This is a genomic window from Spirillospora sp. NPDC049652 (assembly GCF_040675125.1).
Lineage (GTDB): Bacteria > Actinomycetota > Actinomycetes > Streptosporangiales > Streptosporangiaceae > Spirillospora.
On the sequence record NZ_JBFAOF010000038.1, the window covers coordinates 1 to 20123 of the forward strand.

The following is a 20123-nucleotide window of genomic DNA, read 5'->3' on the forward strand; positions in this document are numbered from 1 at the left end:
GTCGCGGGCCGCGCGGTCCGGGCCGGACCGGCCGTGGGGGCCGCCGGGACGCCGAGGGGCGGGACGGGGGCGTCCGCGGGCAGGACGGGCGGGAGCGCCCCGCCGGTGAGGGCGTCCACCATGTCGCTGGCCGTCCTGACCTCGCTGACCAGCGAGTACAGTCGCCGGGTGCAGGACCCGCAGCCGGGCTTCCAGCCGCAGGCGTCCTTGACGTCGCGGACCCTGCTGCATCCCCCGTCGAGCATGCAGCCGCGGACGTCGTCCTCCGTGACCGCGTTGCAGACGCAGACGTACATGCGGGCTGGACCTCTCAGGTGGCGGGTAAGGGCGGCCTCAATAAGGTAAGGCATACCTAATGTAAATCAGGGTCGCCCGGTCTGGCCAGTCCCGTCCGGAACGGTGTGATCTAAGCCTCGGCGGGAATGGGTCCCTCCCAGCGACGGGAGGGGTGACCGGTGGTACACGTGCGGCCCGGCGAGGGCAGTCCGCTGGAGAGGGGGCCGCAGGCGCCGCCCGGCCTGCCGGCCGATCCGGTCGATCCGGTCGAGCCGGTCGAGCCGGTCGAACTGGCCTTGGCGGCGGAGGTCCCGCCGGACGGGCCACCGGCGGCGGACGCGCCCACCGGCGCCTACCGGCTGCAGCTCCGCGCGCCGGGGTTCGGCTTCGCCGAGGCGGCGGCGCTCGCGCCCTACCTGAGGGACCTGGGCGTCTCCCACGTCTACCTGTCGCCGGTGCTCCAGGCCGCGCCCGGCTCCACGCACGGCTACGACGTCGCCGACCACGGCCGGATCTCCGCCGAGCTGGGCGGGGAGGAGGCGTTCACCGCGATGGTCCGCCGGTTCCGGTCGGCGGGGCTGCGGGTGCTCCTCGACATCGTCCCCAACCACATGGCGTTCCACGGGACGGCCGTCGAGTCGGTCCTCGCGGAGGGCCGGGAGTCCCCGTACGCGCACTGGTTCGACGTGGACTGGGAGGCGGGCGGCGGACGGCTCGTCCCGCCCGGCGAGGGCGAACCGAACTACCGCCGGTTCTTCGACATCTCCGGCCTGATCGCCCTCCGCCAGGAGGACCCGGACGTGTTCGACGCCACCCACGCGCTGATCATCCGGCTCGTCCGGGACGGCCTGGTGGACGGCCTCCGCGTCGACCACCCCGACGGACTCACCGACCCGCGCGGCTACCTGCGCCGCCTCTCCGAGGCGATCGGCGGCACCGGCGCCACCGGCGTCGGGCTCGGCGAACCCGCCGGGCGGGGCGGCCATCCCTGGATCCTGGTCGAGAAGATCACCGCGCCCGGCGAGGAGCCGCCCGCCGAATGGGACTGCGCGGGCACCACCGGCTACGACGCCCTCGGCATGGTCGGCGGCCTGTTCCTGGACCCGGCGGGCGAGAAGCCGCTGACCCAGGCCTACACGGCGTTCACCGGCGAGACCTCGGACTTCGCCGAGGTCGAGCGCGAGGCCCGCCGGTACGTGGCCGGGCACGCGCTGCGCCCGGAGATCGACCGGCTGCACCGCGCCCTGGTCCGGGCCCGTCCCGCGGACGACCCGGACGGCCTCCGTGCCGCCCTCCTCGAACTGCTCGCGGCGATGCGGGTCTACCGGGCCTACGTCACGCCGGGGGAGGATCCTCCCGACCAGGCCCGCCGCGTCCTGGACGAGGCGTCCCGCGAGTGCGGGGAACCGCTCGTCCGGGAGGTCGTCCAGGAGGCCCTGCACGGCGATCCGGAGTTTGTCGTCCGGTTCCAGCAGGTCAGCGCGCCGCTGGCGGCCAAGGGGGTCGAGGACACCGCGTTCTACCGCTGGTCGCGGATGGCCGCGCTGAACGAGGTCGGCGGCGACCCCGCCCGGTTCGCCGTCCCGCCCGCCGACTTCCACGCCTACTGCCGCCGGGTCGCCGCCGCCCGGCCGCTCAGCATGACCACCCTGTCCACGCACGACACCAAGCGGCAGGAGGACGTCCGCGCGCGGCTGGCCGTCCTCGCCGAGATCCCGCACGAGTGGGAGAACGCCGTCACCGCCTGGCGTGCGCCGTCGTCCCCGCTGGAACCCGACCTCGAATACCTGATGTGGCAGACGCTCGTCGGGGCGTGGCCGGTCACCGAGGAGCGGATGGCGGAGTTCCTGACCAAGGCCATGCGCGAGGCCAAGACCTCCACGAACTGGATCACACCCGACGAGACCTACGAGCGGGCCGTGCTCGACCACCTCCACGCGGTCCTGGCGTCCGGGGCCGTCGAGGAGGTCGTCCGGTTCGCCGCCCGGCTGGAGCCCGCGACCCGCGCGAACGTCCTCGGACAGAAGATCGTCCAGCTCACGATGCCGGGCGTCCCGGACCTCTACCAGGGCTGCGAGCTGGTCGGACGCTCCCTGGTCGACCCGGACAACCGCCGCCCCGTCGACTTCGACCGCCGCCGCGCCCGCCTCGCCGAGCTGGACGAGGGCGCCGCGGCCGGCGGGCTCGACGACGAGAAGCTGCTGGCCACCTCCCGCGCGCTCCGGCTGCGCCGCGACCAGCCGTCCTGGTTCGCGCCGCCGAGCCCGCACGAGCCGCTGACGGCCGTCGGCCCGGCCGCCGAGCACGCCGTCGCCTTCCGCCGTGGACGCGCCGTCACCCTCGCCACCCGCCTCCCCGTCGCCCTGGACCGCATCGGCGGCTGGACGTCCACGCTCCTGGATCCGGGCGGCGAGGGCGAGTGGCGCGACCTGCTCACCGGCCGGGTCCACCAAGGGCCCCTGCTGGAGGTGGCCGCCGTGCTCGACCGCATGCCCGTCGCCCTGCTCGTCCCGGAGGACCGTGCATGACCCGCTTCTCCGTCTGGTCCCCGACCGCCCGGAAGGTCTCCGTCGCCCTCACGGTCGGGGACACGTCCCGGACCGAGCCCCTGGCGCCCGCCGAGGACGGCTGGTGGACCGCCGACGTCCCCGACGCCGCCCACGGCACCGACTACGGCTTCGTGCTGGACGACCGCGACGAGGTGCTGCCCGACCCGCGCTCGGCCTGGCAGCCGCACGGCGTCCACGCCCCCAGCCGCGTCTACGACCACGACCGTTTCACCTGGTCGGACGGCACCTGGCGGGGCCGTCCCCTCGCCGGATCGGTGCTGTACGAGCTGCACGTCGGCACGTTCACGCCCGAGGGCACGCTCGACGCCGCCGCCGCGCGCCTGGACCACCTCGTCGACCTCGGCGTGGACGCCGTGGAGCTGATGCCGCTGGCCGCGTTCTCCGGCCACCACGGCTGGGGCTACGACGGCGTGTGCCTGTGGGCCGTCCATGAGCCCTACGGAGGCCCGGACGCCCTGAAACGCTTCGTCGACACCGCGCACGCACGAGGAATCGCGGTCGTCCTGGACGTCGTCTACAACCACCTCGGGCCGTCCGGGAACCGTCTCAGGGACTTCGGCCCGTACTTCACCGACGCCTACGCGACGCCCTGGGGCGACGCGGTCAACTTCGACCAGGCGGGCGCGGACGGCGTCCGCGCGTTCGTGGTCGAGAACGCCCTGATGTGGCTGCGCGACTTCCACCTGGACGGCCTGCGCCTGGACGCCGTCCACGCCATCCGCGACCAGCAGGCCGTCCACCTGCTGGAGGAGCTGTCGGCCGCCGTGGACGCCCTGGCCGTCGGCCTCGGCCGCGAGCCGTTCCTGGTAGCCGAGTCCGACCTGAACGACCCGCGGCTAGTCACCCCGCGCGAGGCGGGTGGCCTCGGTCTCACCGCGCAGTGGGACGACGACGTGCACCACGCCCTGCACGCCCTGCTCACCGGCGAACGCCAGGGGTACTACGTCGACTTCGGCGCTCCCCGCACCCTCGCCAAGGCTCTGACCACCGCGTTCGTCCATGACGGCGGCTACTCGACCTATCGCGGGCGGCGCCATGGCCGTCCGGTCGACCGGCTCCGGACGCCGGCCCACCGGTTCGTCGTCTCGCTCCAGAACCACGACCAGATCGGCAACCGGGCCGCCGGCGACCGCCTCTCCGGCACGACGGGCGGAACCGGGGAGGGGCTCTCCCTCGACCGCCTCAAGATCGGCGCGGCTCTGCTGCTGCTCGGGCCGTTCACCCCGATGCTGTTCATGGGGGAGGAGTGGGGCGCGTCCACCCCCTGGTGCTACTTCACCGACCACCAGGAACCCGAGCTCGGCCGCGCCGTCACCGAGGGCCGCCGCCGCGAGTTCGCGGACCACGGCTGGCAGGGCGAGGTCCCCGATCCACAGGCTGTGGACACGTTCCGGCGTTCCGTCCTCGACTGGACGGAACCGGACGGGGGCCGCCACCGCGAGCTGCTGGAGTGGTACCGCGCGCTCATCGCCCTCCGCCGCGCGCATCCGGAGTTCACCGACCCCGACCTGACCCGCGTCCGGGTGGAGGCGGGCGACACCTGGCTGATCATGCGCCGGGGCCGCTTCCGCGTCGCCGCGAACCTCGGCGAGGACCCGCTCGACCTCGACCCCGGCACGCTCGTCCTCACCTCCGGCAAGGTCACCCAGAGTCAGGGGCGCGAGGGCGAGGGGACGATCACGGTAGGGGCGAACGCGGTCGTCGTCGCGGCGGATGCCGCCGTTCGCGCGCCGAGGTGACGGGTCGTCCGGCACGATGGTGCGGGAGTCGCGACCAGAGCGCCCAGGCGGAGAGGGCGGCGAGCGCCGCGCCGAGCAGGAGCAGGACCGGATGCGTCCAGCGCACCCACGCCCCGGTGCCGGCGTTCACCAGCGGCATGCCCCAGACGGCCGTACAGGTGACTCCCAGCACATTCGCGGTCCCCTCCGCGAACGCGTACCACCACACGGGGCCCCGGTCGTCCGCGAGGAACCCGGCGGCCCCGGCGAACGACATCAGAACGGCAAGGATCAGACAGACGCCGACATAGGACGCGTGCCAGAAACCATCGGGCACCAGCAGGAACTGGACGGAGCCGAGCAGGACGAACAGCACCGCGCCGACCGGCCGGGCCACGGCCGGGTCGAGGGGCGGCACGTGCGGATACCTCCGGGGACGAGACGAATGTCTGCATTCGAGGATGTACTACGAGTGGCAAACCGCAGGTCAAGAGCGCGGCGGCAGCCAGGAAACGTTCATGAATGGCCATACGATCGGTCCATGACCTCAGTACTGCTCGCCGAGGACGACACGTCCATCTCCGAGCCTCTCGCCCGCGCGCTGCGGCGCGAGGGGTACACCGTCGAAGTCAGCCCGGACGGCCCGCAGGCCCTGGAGCGGGCGCTCGGCGGAGGCGTCGACCTGATCGTGCTGGACCTCGGGCTGCCCGAGCTGGACGGTCTGGAGGTCGCCCGCCGGGTCCGCGCGGAGGGCCACGGCGTGCCGATCCTCATCCTGACCGCGCGAGCCGACGAGGTGGACACCGTCGTCGGCCTGGACGCCGGCGCCGACGACTACGTGACCAAGCCCTTCCGGCTCGCCGAGCTGCTCGCCCGCGTCCGGGCCCTGCTGCGCCGCGGCAGCACCGAGACGCCCATCGTGCAGGGCGTGCGGATCGACGCCGAGTCCCGCCGCGCCTGGATGGGCGACCAGGAGCTCCAGCTCACCACCAAGGAGTTCGACCTGCTGCGGGTGCTGGTGCGCGACGCCGGCAAGGTGGTCACCCGCGAGCAGATCATGCGCGAGGTGTGGGACACCAACTGGTGGGGCTCCACCAAGACGCTCGACATGCACATCTCCTGGCTACGCCGCAAGCTCGGCGACGACGCCGGCAGCCCCCGCTACATCACCACCGTGCGGGGCGTCGGCTTCCGGTTCGAGCGCGGCGACTGACCGGACCGCGCGCGGCGGGTGCACGGCCGAGTGCGGCGAGGACCCGGGCGAGCGCCCGGGCGGGTCCGGCGAGGACGGCCGGTGCCCGCGCCGCGTGCGGCGGCCGGAGCCCGTCCGTCGCGCCGGCCGCACCGGCCCGGGTCACGGGATCCGGGTGGAGCGCATACCCTGCGTCATGAGCGTGGAGCGCGTCCGCCGCCCTCGCGGGTCCCGCCGGGCCCGCGAGAAGCCCTCTGCCACGCGGGCCCGCGAGGGTCCCGCCGTCCGTGGAGCCCCGTCACGTGGAGCCGCGTGGGCCGCATGCCCGCGCGGCCCGCACCCGCGTGCCGGGGCCGCGCCACCACGATCCGTCCGTCCGCTGTCCGTCGTCCGCCCGCTGTCCGCCCGCCGTCCGTCCGCCTGTGCGGCGCCCACCCGCGCCGCACCGTCCACGCACCAGCCCCGATCACCAGCCCACCCACCCACCCCACGCACCAGCCCACGCACCGCCCCACGCACCACCGTGCGAGCACCACCGGCCGCGCACCACCATCCGCGCATCCCACCGGCCGAACACCACCGGCCGCGCCACCCGGGGGAACGGGGGTCGTCCCCTCCGGCGACGTGGTCATCGTCCAACCCGTACGGGGGCCGGGCCGTCCCGAGCGGTTCCGGCGCACCGCCTCTCTCCGAGGAGGCCCGATGAGGCGCCGACTGCTCCTGTCGACGCTCGCCGTGGCGATCGTCGCGATTCTGCTTCTCGGCATACCCCTCGCCTACGCCACCAACAAGCTCATCTACGAGGAGGCGAAGCAGTCGCTCGAACGCGAGGCCTCCTCGATCGTCGGCGGCGTCGGCTTCAGCCTCGAGTCCCACCAGCCCGTCACCCGCGACAAGATCGCGCAGGAGTACCCCGGCCGGTACATCGTGATCACGCTGCCGGACAACCGGACGATCACCGCGGGCACCCCGCCCCGCCGCCCCGACGACCAGCTCACCGCCACGGCGACCGTGTCCGGCGTGCACGTCCAGGTGGCCCAGCCCGCCCAGCAGGTGCGGGACGAGGCGCTCCGGCAGATGCTGCTGATCGGGAGCCTGGCCGCGCTCGGCGTCGCGGTGACCGTCGGCCTGGCGATGTTCCAGGCCCGCAAGCTCACCCTGCCGCTGATCGACCTCGCCGAGACCGCCGACCGGCTCGGCACCGGGAACGCCCGGCCGCGCCGCCGCCGGTACGGCATCCCCGAGGTCGACCGGGTCGCCGAGGTGCTCGACAACAGCGCCGTCCGGATCGCCGACCTGCTCGCCGCCAGCCGCGAGTTCGCCTCCGACGCCAGCCACCAGCTGCGCACGCCGCTGACCGCGCTCACCATGCGGCTGGAGGAGATGATCGAGGCCGCCGACTACCCGGACGTGGTCCGCGAGGAGGGCGTGGCGGCGATCGCGCAGACCGAGCGGCTGGTCGCGGTGGTCGAGCAGCTGCTCGCCCGCGCCCGGCACGACCGGACCGGCGGCGCGGTGGCCGCGCCGATCGACCAGATCATCGAGCAGCAGGTCGAGGAGTGGCGGCCGATCTTCCGCCGGGACGGCCGGGACATCCGGATCATCGGCGAGCAGGGCCTGGTCGGCATGACCACGCCCGAGGGGCTGTCCCAGATCGTCGCGACCCTGCTGGACAACTCGCTGGTGCACGGCGACGGCGTCGTCACGATCAACACCAAGCAGGGGGCCGCCTCGGTCGTCGTCGAGATCGGCGACCAGGGCCCGGGCATCCCGTCCGACCTGGAACCGCGGATCTTCGAGCGCAGCGTCAGCGGCGGCCAGGGCACCGGCCTCGGCCTCTACCTGGCCCGCTCGCTCGCGGCGGTGGACGGCGGCCGGCTCGAACTGATCCACCCCCGTCCGGCCACCTTCGGGATCTTCCTGCGGCAGGCGTCCGAGGCGAGGCTGGCCGAGGAGCGCGTGGTCATCGGCCCGGTCTGAGGGCACGGTGTGAGGCCCGGCCGAGGGGCCGCGCCGGAAGCCGCCGGAAGGACGCGGGGAAGCGAAGGATCAGGTCGTTCAGCGGGGGGTGCGGCTGAACTCGGCCATGCCCTCGGGCTGCGGCCGGGACGGCTCCAGCGGCTGGGAGCGGTCCGGGGCCTCGCCGTCGGCGGCGTGGGCCGCGGCCGGGTCGGGCAGCCCGGCGGCGGTGACGGGCGGGGCGTTCTCGGGCAGGAACACCCACTTCTTGTAGGCCCAGTAGCGGAAGAGCGTCGCCACCCCGGTGCCGAGGATCAGGGACGCGTTGTAGGCGATCCAGCCGCGCTGGTCGAGCCCGAACTTGACGAAGCCCTGGATGAGCCAGGTGATCAGCAGGCCGACGCCGTTGAGGACGAAGAAGGTCACGTACTCGCGGCCCATGCCGCTCTGCTCGCGGTGCCGGAACGTCCAGTACCGGTTGGCGAGGTAGGAGAACGTGGCGGCCACCACCGTGCCGACGCCGGTCGAGGTGAGCTCGCCGACCCCGAAGCCGACGTGCATGAGGTTGCCGACGCCCGTGGTGATCACGAACGCGACGGCGCCGATGCTGCCGAACTTCGCCAGTTCGTGCACGATGTGCGCGAACCGCCGGTAGAGACTGGCGACAAAGCTCACGTAGGGACCCGTCCTTCGGACCTCGGCTGGTACAGGCGTTGCGGTCGGCGGTGACGTCGGCGGTGACAAGGGCGCGGGCTCAGGGCTCCGGCCGGCGCGGGCGAACCGTCGAGGCACATCGAGAATAGACGCAAGCGGCCTCTCCGGTGCCAGAACATGAACGTTTCACCGTACCCGCACCGTTCCCCTGCATGCCCTGGACTTGTCCGGACTCACCTCCTTGGACGTACGTATTGCCCAAAGAGTTCGCCTAAGTCGTTTTCGGTGCTGATCGGAGTGTCCCCCATGCGCGCGCCCGATACCCTTCTCTGCGTGAGAGACGCAGCTCAGAGCGGTGGCGACGCCGCGGGCCGGACCCCCGTGGTCGGCATGGCCGGAGGCGGGCAGCTCGCCCGGATGACCCAGCAAGCCGCGATCGCGCTCGGCGTGTCGCTGCGCGTCCTGGCCGGATCGGCGGACGACTCGGCGGCCCGGGTGACGCCCGGCACGACCGTCGGCGACGACCGGTCCGAGGCCGACCTGGCGGCGTTCGCCGCCGGCTGCGACGTGCTCACCTTCGACCACGAGCACGTCCCCGGCCCGCACATCGAGGCCGTCGAGGCGTCCGGGGTGCCCTGCCGGCCGGGCTCGGACGCCCTCCGGCACGCCCAGGACAAGCTGGTCATGCGCGACCGGCTGAGCGGCTTCGGCGCGCCCTGCCCGGCGTACGCCCCGATCCCGGACGAGGCCGCGCTCGCGCGGTTCGCCGAGGAGCACGGCCTGCCGCTGGTGCTCAAGGCCACCCGCGGCGGCTACGACGGCAAGGGCGTCTGGGTGGTCAGGGACCTGGCCGACCCCGCCGTCGCCGAGCTGCTGGCCCAGGACGTCCCGCTGATGGCCGAGGAGATGGTGGCCTTCCGCCGCGAGATCGCCGCCCTGGTCGCCCGCTCGCCCTACGGGCAGGGCGCGGCGTACCCGGTGGTCGAGACCGTCCAGGAGGACGGGATCTGCGTCGAGGTGATCGCGCCCGCGCCCGGCATCTCGGCCGACCGCGCCGAGCAGGCGCAGCGCCTCGCCCTGGACATCGCCGACAAGCTGGGCGTCACCGGGCTGCTGGCGGTCGAGCTGTTCGAGACCGAGGACGGCCTGCTGGTCAACGAGCTGGCGATGCGGCCGCACAACTCCGGGCACTGGACGATCGAGGGCGCCCGCACCTCGCAGTTCGAGCAGCACCTGCGCGCCGTCCTGGACCTGCCGCTCGGCTCGACCGAGCCCGCCGCCCGCTGGACGGTCATGGCGAACGTCCTCGGCGGCGACGACCCGGACCTGTACTCCCGCTACTTCCACGTGATGGCGCACGACCCGGGCGCCAAGGTCCACTTCTACGGCAAGCACGTCCGGCCGGGACGCAAGATCGGGCACGTCACCGTTCTCGGCGACGACCTGGCCGACCTGCGCGAACGCGCCCGGCACGCCGCCGACTACCTGCGCTGGGGCCCCGCCATGGCGGACCGCGCGACCGCGGAGAAGGAGAGCACCCGATGAGCACCCCCGTCGTCGGCGTCGTCATGGGCAGCGACTCGGACTGGCCCGTCATGCGGCTCGCCGCCGAGGCCCTGGACGAGTTCGGCATCCCCTACGAGGCGGACGTCGTGTCCGCGCACCGGATGCCGCACGAGATGATCGCCTACGGCGCGGACGCGGCGTCCCGCGGCCTGAAGGTGATCATCGCGGGCGCGGGCGGCGCGGCGCACCTGCCCGGCATGCTGGCGTCGGTCACGCCGCTGCCGGTGATCGGCGTCCCGGTCCCGCTGAAGTACCTGGACGGCATGGACTCGCTGCTGTCGATCGTGCAGATGCCCGCGGGCGTCCCGGTCGCGACCGTCGCCGTCGGCGCGGCCCGCAACGCCGGGCTGCTGGCCGCCCGGATCCTCGCCGCGAGCGACGAGGGCCTCCGGGCGAAGATGGAGTCGTTCCAGCAGGACCTGAAGGCCCAGGCGCAGGCCAAGGGCGCCCGCCTCCGCGAGTCCCTCTGACCGCCGGCCCGGGAGGCCGGGCGGGTCAGGAGCGGAGCAGGTCGATCACCCCGGCGGTGCCCTCGTCGGGGTGGCCGTCCGCGAGACGGCGCTCCATGAGCGCCGTGAACGGGGTGATCAGCTCGGCGCTGACACCCCGCTCCTCGGCGGTCCGCAGCAGCGTGGCGTTCCCCTGGACCATCATCGCCAGGTTGGACGTCACGCCGAGCGTGTAGTCGCCGCTCTCCAGTTGCGCGGCGACGCCGTGCGCGTACCCGGCCATGGCGGTGAGCCACTCGACCAGGAGCGCGGAGAAGGCCGTCGGCGTCGTGTCCGTGCCGCGCATGAGCGCGAACGCGTGCGACACCCCAGCGAACATGCCCGTCATCGCGCTCAGCAGCGCCACGTCGTGCAGCGCGGCCGAGCCGGGGTCCGCGCCCACGTACCGGGCGCCCGCCGGGACGCCCAGCGCCTCGCGGGCGTCCTCGAACAGCTCCTCGGACCCGCTGTAGAACACGTACGCCCCGGACTCGGGGACGCCGATCATCGGCGGAACGGCCATGATCCCGCCGTCCAGGTAGCGCGCGACGCCCCGTCCGGTGGCCCAGGCGGCGCGTGCGCGGGCCTGCTCGGGGGTGCCGGTGGTGATGTTGACCAGGTCCTTCCCGCCGAGGTCGGCGTCCGCCAGGGCCGCCTCCACGGACGCGTCGTCCAGCAGGCAGGCCACCACGAGCGGGCTCGCGGCGACGGCCTCGGCGGCGGACGCGGCGACCTTCGCGCCCTCGGCGGCGAACGGCTCCGCGCGGCTCGCCGTGCGGTTCCAGACGGTCAGCTCGTATCCGGCGGCCAGCCAGGCGCGCGCGACGGCCGCGCCCATCGCGCCGAGGCCCAGCAGGGTGATCTTCTTGGTGTCGGTGCTCATGCCGTCCAGCGTGACCGTTCGTTCGCGATACGAACAGTACGCACTTCAAGGTGTGTGGTTACCCTGGCGTTAGTGAGCAGCTGGGGAGGGCGGCGGAGATGCGGGTGCCGGGGCGGCCGAGCGCGCACGAGTGCGGGCTGGACGCGGCGATGGGGGTCGTCGGCGGCAAGTGGAAGGTGTCCATCCTGTGGGCGCTGGGCGTGCGCGTGCACCGCTTCGGCGAGCTGCGCCGGGCCCTGCCGGGCGTGACCGAGAAGGTCCTCGCCGCCCAGCTGCGCGAGCTCGTCGAGGACGGCATCGTGCACCGCGAGGAGCTGGACGAGGTGCCGCCGCGCGTGGAGTACTCCCTGACCCCGCGCGGAGCCGCCCTCAACGACGCCCTCGCGCCCCTGGGCGCCTGGGGCAACGAGCACGTCCTCGGCCGGGAGGACGCGACCGCGGCGGTCAGCGGGCGTTAGCGGCGGCGGAGGAACCCGCGCCGTCTGCCGGCGGGGGTGGCCCCGGAGATCGCGGCGGCGGCCCGCAGGAAGTCGCCGGGGTCGGTGGACATGTCCGTCAGGTGCAGGTGGTGACCCTCGGGCGTCCACTCGCCGAGGATCGCGCCGGGCTCATGCGTGAGGGGGTCGAGCGCGTACTCCAGCGTGAAGAACCGCGTCGCCTCGGACTCGGACGACTGGATCACCACCGCGAAGTACGCCTCGGCCGCCGCGACCGGTTCCGGCAGCGTGACCAGCAACAGCCGCCGGCCGTCCAGCTCGGTCAGACTTCCGCGCAGGCCGTCGGACGGCAGGCGCTCCTCGGCGGGAAGGTCGTCACCGACGTCCCGCCAGGTCTGCGCGAGCATGCCGGTGACGTCCCCGGCGGGCGTGCTCGCCAGGAACGCCGGCCCGTACTCCTCCGACACCTGCCGCAGCACCGAGTGGACGAAGTGGTAGTGGTGCCGGCGGTATCCGGCCCGCAGCCCGTCCCCGGCCATCCGTCCGCCTTCCGCCGTGATCGGTCTGCGCACACTACCGTCAGCGGCGGAGCGCCCACTCGACGCCGGGGCAGCGGTCCATGACGACGTCCAGACCCGCCTCCCGCGCGCGCCGCGCCGCGTCCTCGTCGACCACGCCGAGCGGCATCCACACCGCCTTCGCGCCGGCGGCGATCGCCTCGTCCACCGCGGCCCCGGCGAACTCCGTCCGCCGGTAGACCCCGACCACGTCGATCTCGTCCGGCACCTCGGCGAGCGAGGCGTACCCGCGCTCGCCGAGCACCTCGCCCGCCGCCGGATGCACCGGCACGATCCGCTTCCCGCGCTGCTGCAGCAACCGCGCCTGCTGGTAGGCGTCCCGGTCGGGATTGTCGGCGAGCCCCACGAACGCCCACGTCCGGGACTCGTTCAACAGCTTCCTGATGACCTGCTGGTCAGCGAAATCCGCACTCATGCCACCCACAACCCCGCGTCCCGCCCCACGCTTCCCGTCCCCGGGTCTCAGCGCTCCTCCCGTCGGACGCTGAGCAGATCCCCGGGCTGGCAGTCCAGCACCTCGCACAGCCTGGTCAGCGTCGAGAAGCGGATCGCCCGCGCCCGGCCGTTCTTGAGCACCGACAGGTTCACCACCGAGACGCCCACCAGCTCGGAGAGCTGCGTCAACGTCATCCCGCGCGCGGCGAGCAGCGCGTCCAGCCCGACCTCGACGGCGTGGTCGTCACCGCTCACACCGTCCCCTCCAAGTCCTCGCGCATCTCCACGCCGACCCGCAGGATCCGCGCGACGGCCAGCAACCCCGCGCCCGTGAGGACCAGGCTCAACTGGACGTCGATCCAGCCGAGCGGGTCGAAGTCGGGGTTCCGGTACATGGCGTCGATCAGCGACGTGCGCGCGAACTCCTCGACCGTCTTGGCGACGACCCCGCCGACCAGCAGCCACCACCCGAGGATCCGGAGCCGCCGCACGTTGCCCAGGTGGAACGGCCCGGCCTCGGCCGCGTGCCGCACCAGCCGCCAGAGCAACAGGATCGCCGTGAAGTACAGGACGAACGACGGCAGCTGGGTCGCGACGTTCAGAGCCCTCGTACCGAGGGACGCGTCGTTCACGCAGAGGCTGAGCCCGCTCTGACTGGCCACCACCCCCGGCTTGAACAGCGGCGGCATGCGCTCGTCGGCGCTGCCGACCGAGTGCGAATCGTCCACGACACAGATGTCGCGCTCCCCGAAGCCGAGCATGCTGCCGGAGCCGAACACCGTCGCGACCACGAGGAACGCGACGAACGCGATCATGACCTTGACCAGCAGATCCAGCGTCACGTCGAGCGGAGTGAGGGGGTTGCGCGGAGCGCGCTGCACAGGTGTGGCGGCCAAGGGGGACTCCATATCGAAAGTCGTTGTTATCGACATTCGATAACAACGACTTTCGATATGTCAACCCGACCCGGCTGCGACCCGGGTTCGAGAGCCGGGCGACCCCGCCCTCAGGGGCGGCCGAGGGCTCGGTAGTTCCAGCCTGCGGCTCGCCAGTGATCGGGGTCGAGGGCGTTGCGGCCGTCGACGATGTTCTTCTCGGCGACGACCTCGGCGAGCGCGTGCGGGTCCATCTCGCGGAACTCCGACCACTCGGTCAGCAGCAGGACGACGTGGGCGCCGCGGGCGGCGTCCGGGGCGGACTGGCCGAAGTTCAGCGTCGGCTGGGCGCGGCGCGCGTTCGGCATCGCCTGCGGGTCGTAGACGGTGACGCGGGCGCCCTGGCCGCGGATGGACGCGGCGACGTCCAGGGCGGGCGAGTCGCGGACGTCGTCGGAGTTCGGCTTGAAGGCCGCGCCGAGGACGCCGACCGTCCGGCCGATGAAGGACCCGCCGAGCAGCTCGCGCGCCAGGTCCACCATGCGGATCCGGCGGCGGATGTTGATCTCGTCCACCTCGCGCAGGAAGGTGAGCGCCTGGTCGGCGCCGAGCTCGCCGGCGCGGGCCATGAAGGCGCGGATGTCCTTGGGCAGGCAGCCGCCGCCGAAGCCGAGGCCCGGGCCGAGGAACTTGCCGCCGATGCGGTCGTCGTGGGACAGCGCCTCGGAGAGCTTGGTCACGTCGGCGTGCGCGGCCTCGCACACCTCGGCCATCGCGTTGATGAACGAGATCTTGGTGGCCAGGAACGCGTTCGCGGCGACCTTGACCAGCTCGGAGGTCGGGTAGTCGGCGACGATGAACGGGGTGCCCTCACCGGTCATCGAGGCGTAGACCTCGCGCAGCGTCTTCTCGGCGAGCGTCGCGGCGTCGGCGTCGGACGGCAGCCCGACGACGATCCGGTCCGGGTGCAGCGTGTCCTTGACGGCGAAGCCCTCGCGCAGGAACTCGGGGTTCCAGGCGAGGACGGCGTCCTCCCCGGCGGGCGCGCTGCCGGCCAGCTTCCGCGCCAGCCGCCCGGCCGTCCCCACGGGGACGGTCGACTTGCCGACGACCAGGCACGGACGGTCGAGGTGGGGCGCCAGCGCGTCGATGGCGGCGTCGACATAGGTCATGTCGGCCGCGTACTCGCCTTGCTTCTGCGGGGTGCCCACGCAGACGAAGTGCACGTCCCCGAACTCGGCCGCCTCCTCGAACGAGGTCGTGAAGCGCAGCCGTCCGGACTCGAGGTTGCGCCGCAGGACCGGCTCCAGCCCCGGTTCGTAGAAGGGCAGGTCCCCCGCGGCCAGCCGGGAGATCTTCTCCTGGTCCACGTCCAGACCCAGGACCTCGAAGCCGAGATCGGCCATGCAGGCCGCGTGCGTCGCGCCCAGGTAGCCCGTCCCGATCACGGTCAGGCGGTGCGTCAAAGCCCTTCCTCCTGTCTAGTCCGTCCCCCGACGTGTTGCCGCCTCCCTGCAAGACTTGCCCGCTCAGATGCGGGGTCCCTGCACCGGACGGGAAGTGTACCGGCGGGTAGCATGCGCGCTATGAGTCCCGACTTTCCCGCGTACGCGCCCACGGAGGAGCACGAGATGCTCCGCCAGACGGTCCGCGAGCTCGCCGATGCCAAGATCGCCCCGTTCGCGGCGGCGGTCGACGAGGAGTCCCGCTTCCCCCAGGAGGCCCTGGACGCGCTGGTGCAGAACGAGCTGCACGCGGTGCACGTCCCGGAGAGCTACGGGGGCGCCGGGGCCGACGCCCTGGCCACCGTGATCGTCATCGAGGAGGTCGCCCGCGCGTGTGCGTCCTCCTCGCTGATCCCGGCGGTGAACAAGCTCGGCACGGTTCCGGTCCTGCTGTCCGGTTCCGAAGAGCTGAAGAGAAAGTATCTGACTCCGGTGGCCAAGGGCGAGGCCATGTTCTCCTACGCCCTGTCGGAGGCGGACGCGGGGTCGGACGCGGCGGGCATGAAGACCCGCGCGGTGCGGGACGGCGACCACTACGTCCTCAACGGCGCGAAGATGTGGATCACCAACGCCGGTGTGTCGGAGTACTACACGGTCATGGCCGTGACCGACCCCGGACAGGGCGCCCGCGGCATCTCGGCGTTCGTCGTGGAGAAGTCGGACGAGGGCGTCTCCTTCGGGCCGAAGGAGAAGAAGCTCGGCATCAAGGGCTCCCCGACCCGCCAGGTCATCCTGGAGAACGTCCGCATCCCCGCGGACCGCATGATCGGCGCCGAGGGCACCGGCTTCAAGACCGCCCTCGCCACCCTGGACCACACCCGCATCACCATCGCGGCCCAGGCCCTCGGCATCGCCCAGGGCGCCCTCGACTACGCCGTCGGCTACGTCAAGGAGCGCAAGCAGTTCGGCAAGGCCATCGCCGACTTCCAGGGCGTCCAGTTCATGCTGGCCGACATGGCGATGCGCCTGGAGGGCGCCCGCCAGCTCACCTACCACGCGGCGATCAAGTCCGAGCGCGCCATGCACGGCGAGAAGATCCCGGACCTGACCTTCGTCTCGTCCGCCTGCAAGTGCCTCGCCTCGGACGTCGCGATGGACATCACCGTCGACGCCGTCCAGCTCCTCGGCGGCTACGGCTACACCCGCGAGTTCCCCGCCGAGCGCATGATGCGCGACGCCAAGATCACCCAGATCTACGAGGGCACCAACCAGATCCAGCGCATGGTCATGGCCCGCCAGCTCCTCAAGTAGGCCCCGAAATGCGAAAACGCGCCCCAGCTCCCCGAGGAGCCGGGGCGCGTTCCGTTCTCGCGCCGTTCTGCGCCGCCTCACGCCGCCGGGCGGGTCACTTGCAGAGTTTGTCGCTGGCGGTTCTGGCTTCCACGTGGGCGTTCGGGTCGCCTGGGGAGGCGGTCGCGGACGGGGCGGTGGTGGGGGTCACGTGGACCTTCTTCGCGCCGTTCCAGTCGTCGCCGACGAGCACCTGGACGCGGGAGCCGAGGCCGTCGACCTCCTTCAGCTTGGCGCCCGGGATGGCCGCCGCGAGTGTCTTGGCGGAGTCGGCGCGGGACGCGCCGTACTGGATCAGCGTGGTGGAGCGGCCGCGCTCGGCGATGCCGGGGACCACGGTGACCTGGAAGCCGGCGTCGCGCAGGTCGCCGCCGGCGCGGGCGGCGAGCCGGGGGGTGCCGACCGCGTTCAGGACGCGGACCTGGATGTCCTTCGGCGGGACGGTCGGGGCGTCCGGGTTCGCCGAGGGGGACGTCGCGGGCGCGGTCGGCGAGGGCTTCGCCGGCGGCTCGGTCAGCGCCTGGTCGCGGCGGATGCGGGAGAACAGGTCGCCCGCCGCCGACTTGTCCCACTGGACGGTCGACTGGGGCTGCGCCTGGTTCCACAGGACGACGTTGTAGCCCGGGTTGGACAGCGGGACCTTCGCGAACGTGACGTGGTCGGTGGAGACGCCCTTCATCTGGTCGGCGAGCTTCGGCAGGTCCTTGGCCAGCTGCTTGTCGACGCGCAGCGAGTGCAGGGCGGCGTTCAGGAACTTGGTGGACTTCACCGGGTCGCTCAGCGTGCGGCTGCTGAGCGCCTGCTTCATCAGGGACGCGATGAACGCCTGCTGCCGGTCGATGCGGCCGAGGTCGGTGCCGTCGCCGAGGGTGTAGCGGGCCCGCGAGTAGGCCAGCGCCTTCAGGCCGTCCACGTGGGACTTGCCGGCCGGGAGGGAGAGGCCGGACTTGGGGTCGTTGACGGCCTGCTCGGTGCAGACGTCCACGCCGCCGAGCGAGTCGACCATGTTGACGAAGCCGTAGAAGTTGACCTCGACGTAGTGGTCGATCGGGACGCCGGTGGCCTGCTTGATCGTCGCGACCGTGAGGTCGGGGCCGCCGAACTGGTAGGCCCAGGTCAGCTTGCCGTACCGGGCCGGGATCTCGGCTCCCTTGGCCCCCTCCGAGCCGTTCGACCGGTGCGCGGGGATCTGCACGTAGGAGTCGCGCGGCAGGCTCACCACGCTGACCTTGTCGTGGTTCCGGTTCACGTGGACGAGCAGCATCGTGTCCGACCGCTCGCCGGGCTCGTGGCCGAGCTTCGCCTTGCGCTGCTGCTCGCGGGTGAGCCCCTCGCGGCGGTCGACGCCCGCGACCAGGATGGTCATCGCGCCCTTCGGCGCGTCCTTGCCGCCGCCCAGGCCGCCGACCGAGACCTTGTCGATCGTGCCGGTCACGTAGTTCTGGAACGCCCAGGCCCCGCCGGAGGTGAGCAGCACGAACGCGGACATCGTCCCGGTGACGGCGAGGAACCGGCGCTGCCGCCGCGCGCTCATCACCGCCCGCGGGCCGAGCGCGGGGGGCGTGCCCCGGTCCGGGCGGCGCGGGCCGCGCGGGGTGTCCACGGTCACCCGGGGCGCGGGCACCCCGTCCACGGTCACCCCGTCGATCTCGCCGTCCTCGGCGGCCGGGGAGCCCGTGGGCACCCCGCCCGGCCTGGGCCGGAAGTACCGCTCCAGCGGGTCGTCGTCCCCCCGCCCACCGCCGCGGGTCGAGCCGTGCCCGTCCGTCATGCTGGCCGCCGCCTCCTACACCGCTTGCCGACGCGAGTCCGCACCACTCTAAAGTGGACGACGCCGAATCGTTCGCTACCTGGACCTCGTGTCCTTGCAGTAACGTGGCGCCGACTTGACCCGCCTTGACCCCAGGACCCGATGAACCCGCCTTCGCACACCCAGAGCGACCTGCAGGACGTCCGTTCCGCCCAGCACGCCGAACGCACCTGGCCTGCGGTGTCGGTGGTCATGCCGGTGCTGAACGAGGAACGCCACCTCGACGACGCGGTCCGGCACACGCTGACCCAGGACTACCCCGGCGAGCTGGAGCTGGTCCTCGCGATCGGGCCGTCCCGCGACCGGACCGAGGAGATCGCGCGCGCGCTCGCGGCCTCCGACCAGCGGATCCGCGTCGTCGCCAACCCGACCGGACGGACGCCGCAGGGGCTGAACATCGCGATCCGCGCGTCCCAGTACTCGATCATCGTCCGGGTGGACGGCCACTCGCTGCTGCCGCCGGACTACGTCCGGGCCGCCGTCGAGACGATGGAGCAGACCGGGGCCGACAACGTCGGCGGGATCATGGCCGCCGAGGGCGTGACGCCCTTCGAGCAGGCCGTGGCGCGGGCGATGACCTCCAAGCTGGGGGTCGGCAACGCGCGGTTCCACACCGGCGGCGAGCCGGGCGAGGTCGAGACCGTGTACCTCGGGACGTTCCGGCGCAGCGCGCTGGAGCGGGTGGGGTTCTACGACGAGACGTTCGTCCGCGCGCAGGACTGGGAGATGAACCACCGGATCCGGCAGACCGGCGGGAAGATCTTCTTCACCCCGCGGATGAAGGTCACCTACCGGCCGCGGCCGAACCTGCGGGCGCTGGCCAAGCAGTACTACCACACGGGCCGCTGGCGCCGGGTGGTCGGCCGCGAGCACCAGGGCACGCTGAACCTGCGCTACCTCGCGCCGCCGCTGGCCGTGGTGGCGATGGTCGTGGGCGCGGTGGCCGGGGCGTTCGGGTTCTGGCCGGGCTGGCTGCTGCCCGGCGGGTACGCGCTGGCGATGATCGCCGGGGCGGCCGTGGAGGGCCGCGGGATGCCGTTCGCCGCCTGGCTCCGCCTGCCGCTGGTGTTCGCGACCATGCACATCTCGTGGGGGGTGGGCTTCCTCACCAGCCCGCCCGGGCTGGGACAGCCCAAACCGAACAAATCCTGACAGTTTCCGCGAAACGGACTGTGTTTTCGGACCTCCGGGGACTAGGTTGACCGACCAGGCTCAGCCCCCGGAGGTTCTCCATGTCCAACGGCGCCCGACACGGCCTCGGTGTACTGGCGGGGGTCGCCGCGATCCCCGTGCTCTGCGCGCTGCTGTTCTTCGCCACCCGCCGCCTCGGCACGCAGCAGACCCGTTTCGCCACCACCTTCAAGGACGGCTCCGTCACCGACGGGCTGGTCATCCTGGGGCTGCTGGCGGCGGGCGGCCTGGTGGTCGCGTTGCTGTGCGGCTCGCGGGTCTCGCCGCTCGCCTCGCTCATCGCCGGCCTGCCGCTGCTCGGCTACGGCGCGTTCTGGGCGGTGCGTCCGGTGCAGGCGCTGCGGAACCTGGGGAGCATCCGGCACGTTCCCGGCGTCAAGGGCGACTACGGCATCACCGTGGCCATGGCCGCGCGCGGCGGAATGCTGCTCGTGCTCGGCGCGGCGCTGGTGATCGCCTCCTTCCCGCCCTCGCGCTGGCGCTCCCGCGCCAAGGACGCCTCGCTCCCGTACTCCGGGGCCGCCGGTGAGCGTCCGGCCGCCGAGGCGTGGAGCCCGCCTCCCGGCATGCCCATGGCGTCCGGGCACGAGGCCCCGCCGCTCTTCGACGGGCCGGCGGCCCCGCCCGCCGCGTCCGGCCCGGGTGACGGCGGACGGCACGGCGCGGCCGGCGGCGGACGGCACGGCGCGGGCGCTC

The 20123-nt window shown here is 72.9% G+C and carries 20 protein-coding genes; 10 read left to right on the forward strand and 10 right to left on the reverse strand.

The features are described from left to right. On the reverse strand, positions 1–296 hold a 296-nt coding region (locus tag AB0J52_RS05105), incomplete at its 3' end, for a (2Fe-2S)-binding protein (RefSeq protein ID WP_500180272.1). A gap of 159 nt (positions 297–455) precedes the next feature. Between AB0J52_RS05105 and treY the strand changes: the two genes are divergently transcribed. Together treY and treZ are read left to right on the forward strand one after the other, a co-directional pair. Next, complete coding sequence (gene treY / locus AB0J52_RS05110; protein WP_500180273.1) at positions 456–2804, forward strand: malto-oligosyltrehalose synthase; 2349 nt, start codon at positions 456–458, stop codon at positions 2802–2804. Beyond that, entirely contained in the window at positions 2801–4585 is a 1785-nt protein-coding gene (gene treZ / locus AB0J52_RS05115; protein ID WP_500180274.1) for a malto-oligosyltrehalose trehalohydrolase, read from the forward strand. Before treY ends, treZ begins: the two co-directional genes overlap by 4 nt. Here treZ and AB0J52_RS05120 read toward each other — a convergent pair. Next, positions 4524–4982: a hypothetical protein gene (locus AB0J52_RS05120; protein WP_500180275.1), complete on the reverse strand. Its 459-nt coding sequence runs from the start codon at positions 4980–4982 to the stop codon at positions 4524–4526. The two genes, treZ and AB0J52_RS05120, sit on opposite strands and share 62 nt — an antisense overlap. 123 nt (positions 4983–5105) lie before the next feature. Between AB0J52_RS05120 and AB0J52_RS05125 the strand changes: the two genes are divergently transcribed. Continuing rightward, positions 5106–5777 carry a response regulator transcription factor gene (locus tag AB0J52_RS05125; protein ID WP_019629095.1) on the forward strand — a complete coding sequence of 224 codons (672 nt, stop codon included), beginning with the start codon at positions 5106–5108 and terminating at the stop codon, positions 5775–5777. Positions 5778–6458: 681 nt separating this feature from the next. Next, positions 6459–7736, forward strand: coding sequence for an ATP-binding protein (locus tag AB0J52_RS05130; RefSeq protein ID WP_500180276.1), 1278 nt, complete (start codon positions 6459–6461; stop codon positions 7734–7736). A 78-nt stretch (positions 7737–7814) separates the two neighbouring features. On the opposite strand, the gene AB0J52_RS05135 is transcribed toward AB0J52_RS05130, so the two are convergent. Then, the gene (locus tag AB0J52_RS05135; protein ID WP_500180277.1) at positions 7815–8390 is read right to left on the reverse strand and encodes a GtrA family protein; all 576 of its coding nucleotides are present in this window, start codon (positions 8388–8390) and stop codon (positions 7815–7817) included. 369 nt (positions 8391–8759) lie between these two features. Between AB0J52_RS05135 and AB0J52_RS05140 the strand changes: the two genes are divergently transcribed. Both AB0J52_RS05140 and purE read left to right on the forward strand, forming a co-directional pair. Further along, positions 8760–9914 carry a 5-(carboxyamino)imidazole ribonucleotide synthase gene (locus AB0J52_RS05140; RefSeq protein ID WP_500180290.1) on the forward strand — a complete coding sequence of 385 codons (1155 nt, stop codon included), beginning with the start codon at positions 8760–8762 and terminating at the stop codon, positions 9912–9914. Further along, positions 9911–10405 (forward strand): 5-(carboxyamino)imidazole ribonucleotide mutase, encoded by a 495-nt coding sequence (gene purE / locus AB0J52_RS05145; protein WP_500180278.1) that lies wholly within the window; start codon positions 9911–9913, stop codon positions 10403–10405. Before AB0J52_RS05140 ends, purE begins: the two co-directional genes overlap by 4 nt. Before the next feature lie 25 nt (positions 10406–10430). Here purE and AB0J52_RS05150 read toward each other — a convergent pair whose 3' ends face one another. After that, positions 10431–11306, reverse strand: a complete 876-nt coding sequence (locus tag AB0J52_RS05150) for an NAD(P)-dependent oxidoreductase (protein ID WP_500180279.1) — start codon at positions 11304–11306, stop codon at positions 10431–10433. Positions 11307–11404: 98 nt separating this feature from the next. Between AB0J52_RS05150 and AB0J52_RS05155 the strand changes: the two genes are divergently transcribed. Next, a complete protein-coding gene (locus tag AB0J52_RS05155) occupies positions 11405–11764 on the forward strand; it encodes a winged helix-turn-helix transcriptional regulator (RefSeq protein ID WP_500180280.1) in 360 nt (119 codons plus the stop codon). Here AB0J52_RS05155 and AB0J52_RS05160 read toward each other — a convergent pair. The 5 genes from AB0J52_RS05160 to AB0J52_RS05180 all read right to left on the reverse strand — a co-directional run bounded on the left by AB0J52_RS05160 (position 11761) and on the right by AB0J52_RS05180 (position 15097). Next, positions 11761–12282 (reverse strand): hypothetical protein, encoded by a 522-nt coding sequence (locus AB0J52_RS05160; protein ID WP_500180281.1) that lies wholly within the window; start codon positions 12280–12282, stop codon positions 11761–11763. The genes AB0J52_RS05155 and AB0J52_RS05160 overlap by 4 nt on opposite strands. A gap of 40 nt (positions 12283–12322) precedes the next feature. Then, on the reverse strand, positions 12323–12736 hold the full coding sequence (locus tag AB0J52_RS05165) for a CoA-binding protein (protein ID WP_500180282.1): 414 nt from the start codon (positions 12734–12736) through the stop codon (positions 12323–12325). 47 nt (positions 12737–12783) lie between these two features. After that, positions 12784–13011, reverse strand: coding sequence for a helix-turn-helix domain-containing protein (locus tag AB0J52_RS05170; RefSeq protein ID WP_500180283.1), 228 nt, complete (start codon positions 13009–13011; stop codon positions 12784–12786). Continuing rightward, positions 13008–13652 (reverse strand): DUF2975 domain-containing protein, encoded by a 645-nt coding sequence (locus AB0J52_RS05175; RefSeq protein ID WP_500180284.1) that lies wholly within the window; start codon positions 13650–13652, stop codon positions 13008–13010. The genes AB0J52_RS05170 and AB0J52_RS05175 overlap by 4 nt, the downstream gene beginning before the upstream one ends. 110 nt (positions 13653–13762) lie before the next feature. Continuing rightward, a complete protein-coding gene (locus tag AB0J52_RS05180; protein WP_500180285.1) occupies positions 13763–15097 on the reverse strand; it encodes a UDP-glucose dehydrogenase family protein in 1335 nt (444 codons plus the stop codon). A 120-nt stretch (positions 15098–15217) separates the two neighbouring features. Between AB0J52_RS05180 and AB0J52_RS05185 the strand changes: the two genes are divergently transcribed. Then, the gene (locus AB0J52_RS05185) at positions 15218–16387 is read left to right on the forward strand and encodes an acyl-CoA dehydrogenase (protein ID WP_500180286.1); all 1170 of its coding nucleotides are present in this window, start codon (positions 15218–15220) and stop codon (positions 16385–16387) included. Positions 16388–16481: 94 nt separating this feature from the next. Here the strand turns inward: AB0J52_RS05185 and AB0J52_RS05190 are convergent, their stop codons facing one another. Then, a complete protein-coding gene (locus tag AB0J52_RS05190) occupies positions 16482–18197 on the reverse strand; it encodes an LCP family protein (protein WP_500180287.1) in 1716 nt (571 codons plus the stop codon). A 141-nt stretch (positions 18198–18338) separates the two neighbouring features. Here AB0J52_RS05190 and AB0J52_RS05195 point away from each other — a divergent pair, with 141 nt between their 5' ends. Together AB0J52_RS05195 and AB0J52_RS05200 are read left to right on the forward strand one after the other, a co-directional pair. Continuing rightward, positions 18339–19388, forward strand: coding sequence for a glycosyltransferase family 2 protein (locus AB0J52_RS05195; RefSeq protein ID WP_500180288.1), 1050 nt, complete (start codon positions 18339–18341; stop codon positions 19386–19388). A gap of 80 nt (positions 19389–19468) precedes the next feature. After that, a partial coding sequence (locus AB0J52_RS05200; RefSeq protein WP_500180289.1) for a hypothetical protein occupies positions 19469–20123 on the forward strand: 655 nt, incomplete at its 3' end.

Excerpts from the sequence above, each read along its gene's own strand:
- AB0J52_RS05165 (WP_500180282.1), bottom strand. The coding sequence starts at position 12,736 with ATGAGTGCGGATTTCGCTGACCAGCAGGTCATCAGGAAGCTGTTGAAC.
- AB0J52_RS05140 (WP_500180290.1), top strand. The coding sequence starts at position 8,760 with ATGGCCGGAGGCGGGCAGCTCGCCCGGATGACCCAGCAAGCCGCGATC.
- AB0J52_RS05190 (WP_500180287.1), bottom strand. The coding sequence starts at position 18,197 with ATGACGGACGGGCACGGCTCGACCCGCGGCGGTGGGCGGGGGGACGAC.
- AB0J52_RS05160 (WP_500180281.1), bottom strand. The coding sequence starts at position 12,282 with ATGGCCGGGGACGGGCTGCGGGCCGGATACCGCCGGCACCACTACCAC.
- AB0J52_RS05195 (WP_500180288.1), top strand. The coding sequence starts at position 18,339 with ATGAACCCGCCTTCGCACACCCAGAGCGACCTGCAGGACGTCCGTTCC.
- purE (WP_500180278.1), top strand. The coding sequence starts at position 9,911 with ATGAGCACCCCCGTCGTCGGCGTCGTCATGGGCAGCGACTCGGACTGG.
- AB0J52_RS05185 (WP_500180286.1), top strand. The coding sequence starts at position 15,218 with ATGAGTCCCGACTTTCCCGCGTACGCGCCCACGGAGGAGCACGAGATG.
- treZ (WP_500180274.1), top strand. The coding sequence starts at position 2,801 with ATGACCCGCTTCTCCGTCTGGTCCCCGACCGCCCGGAAGGTCTCCGTC.
- AB0J52_RS05150 (WP_500180279.1), bottom strand. The coding sequence starts at position 11,306 with ATGAGCACCGACACCAAGAAGATCACCCTGCTGGGCCTCGGCGCGATG.
- AB0J52_RS05155 (WP_500180280.1), top strand. The coding sequence starts at position 11,405 with ATGCGGGTGCCGGGGCGGCCGAGCGCGCACGAGTGCGGGCTGGACGCG.
- AB0J52_RS05130 (WP_500180276.1), top strand. The coding sequence starts at position 6,459 with ATGAGGCGCCGACTGCTCCTGTCGACGCTCGCCGTGGCGATCGTCGCG.
- AB0J52_RS05125 (WP_019629095.1), top strand. The coding sequence starts at position 5,106 with ATGACCTCAGTACTGCTCGCCGAGGACGACACGTCCATCTCCGAGCCT.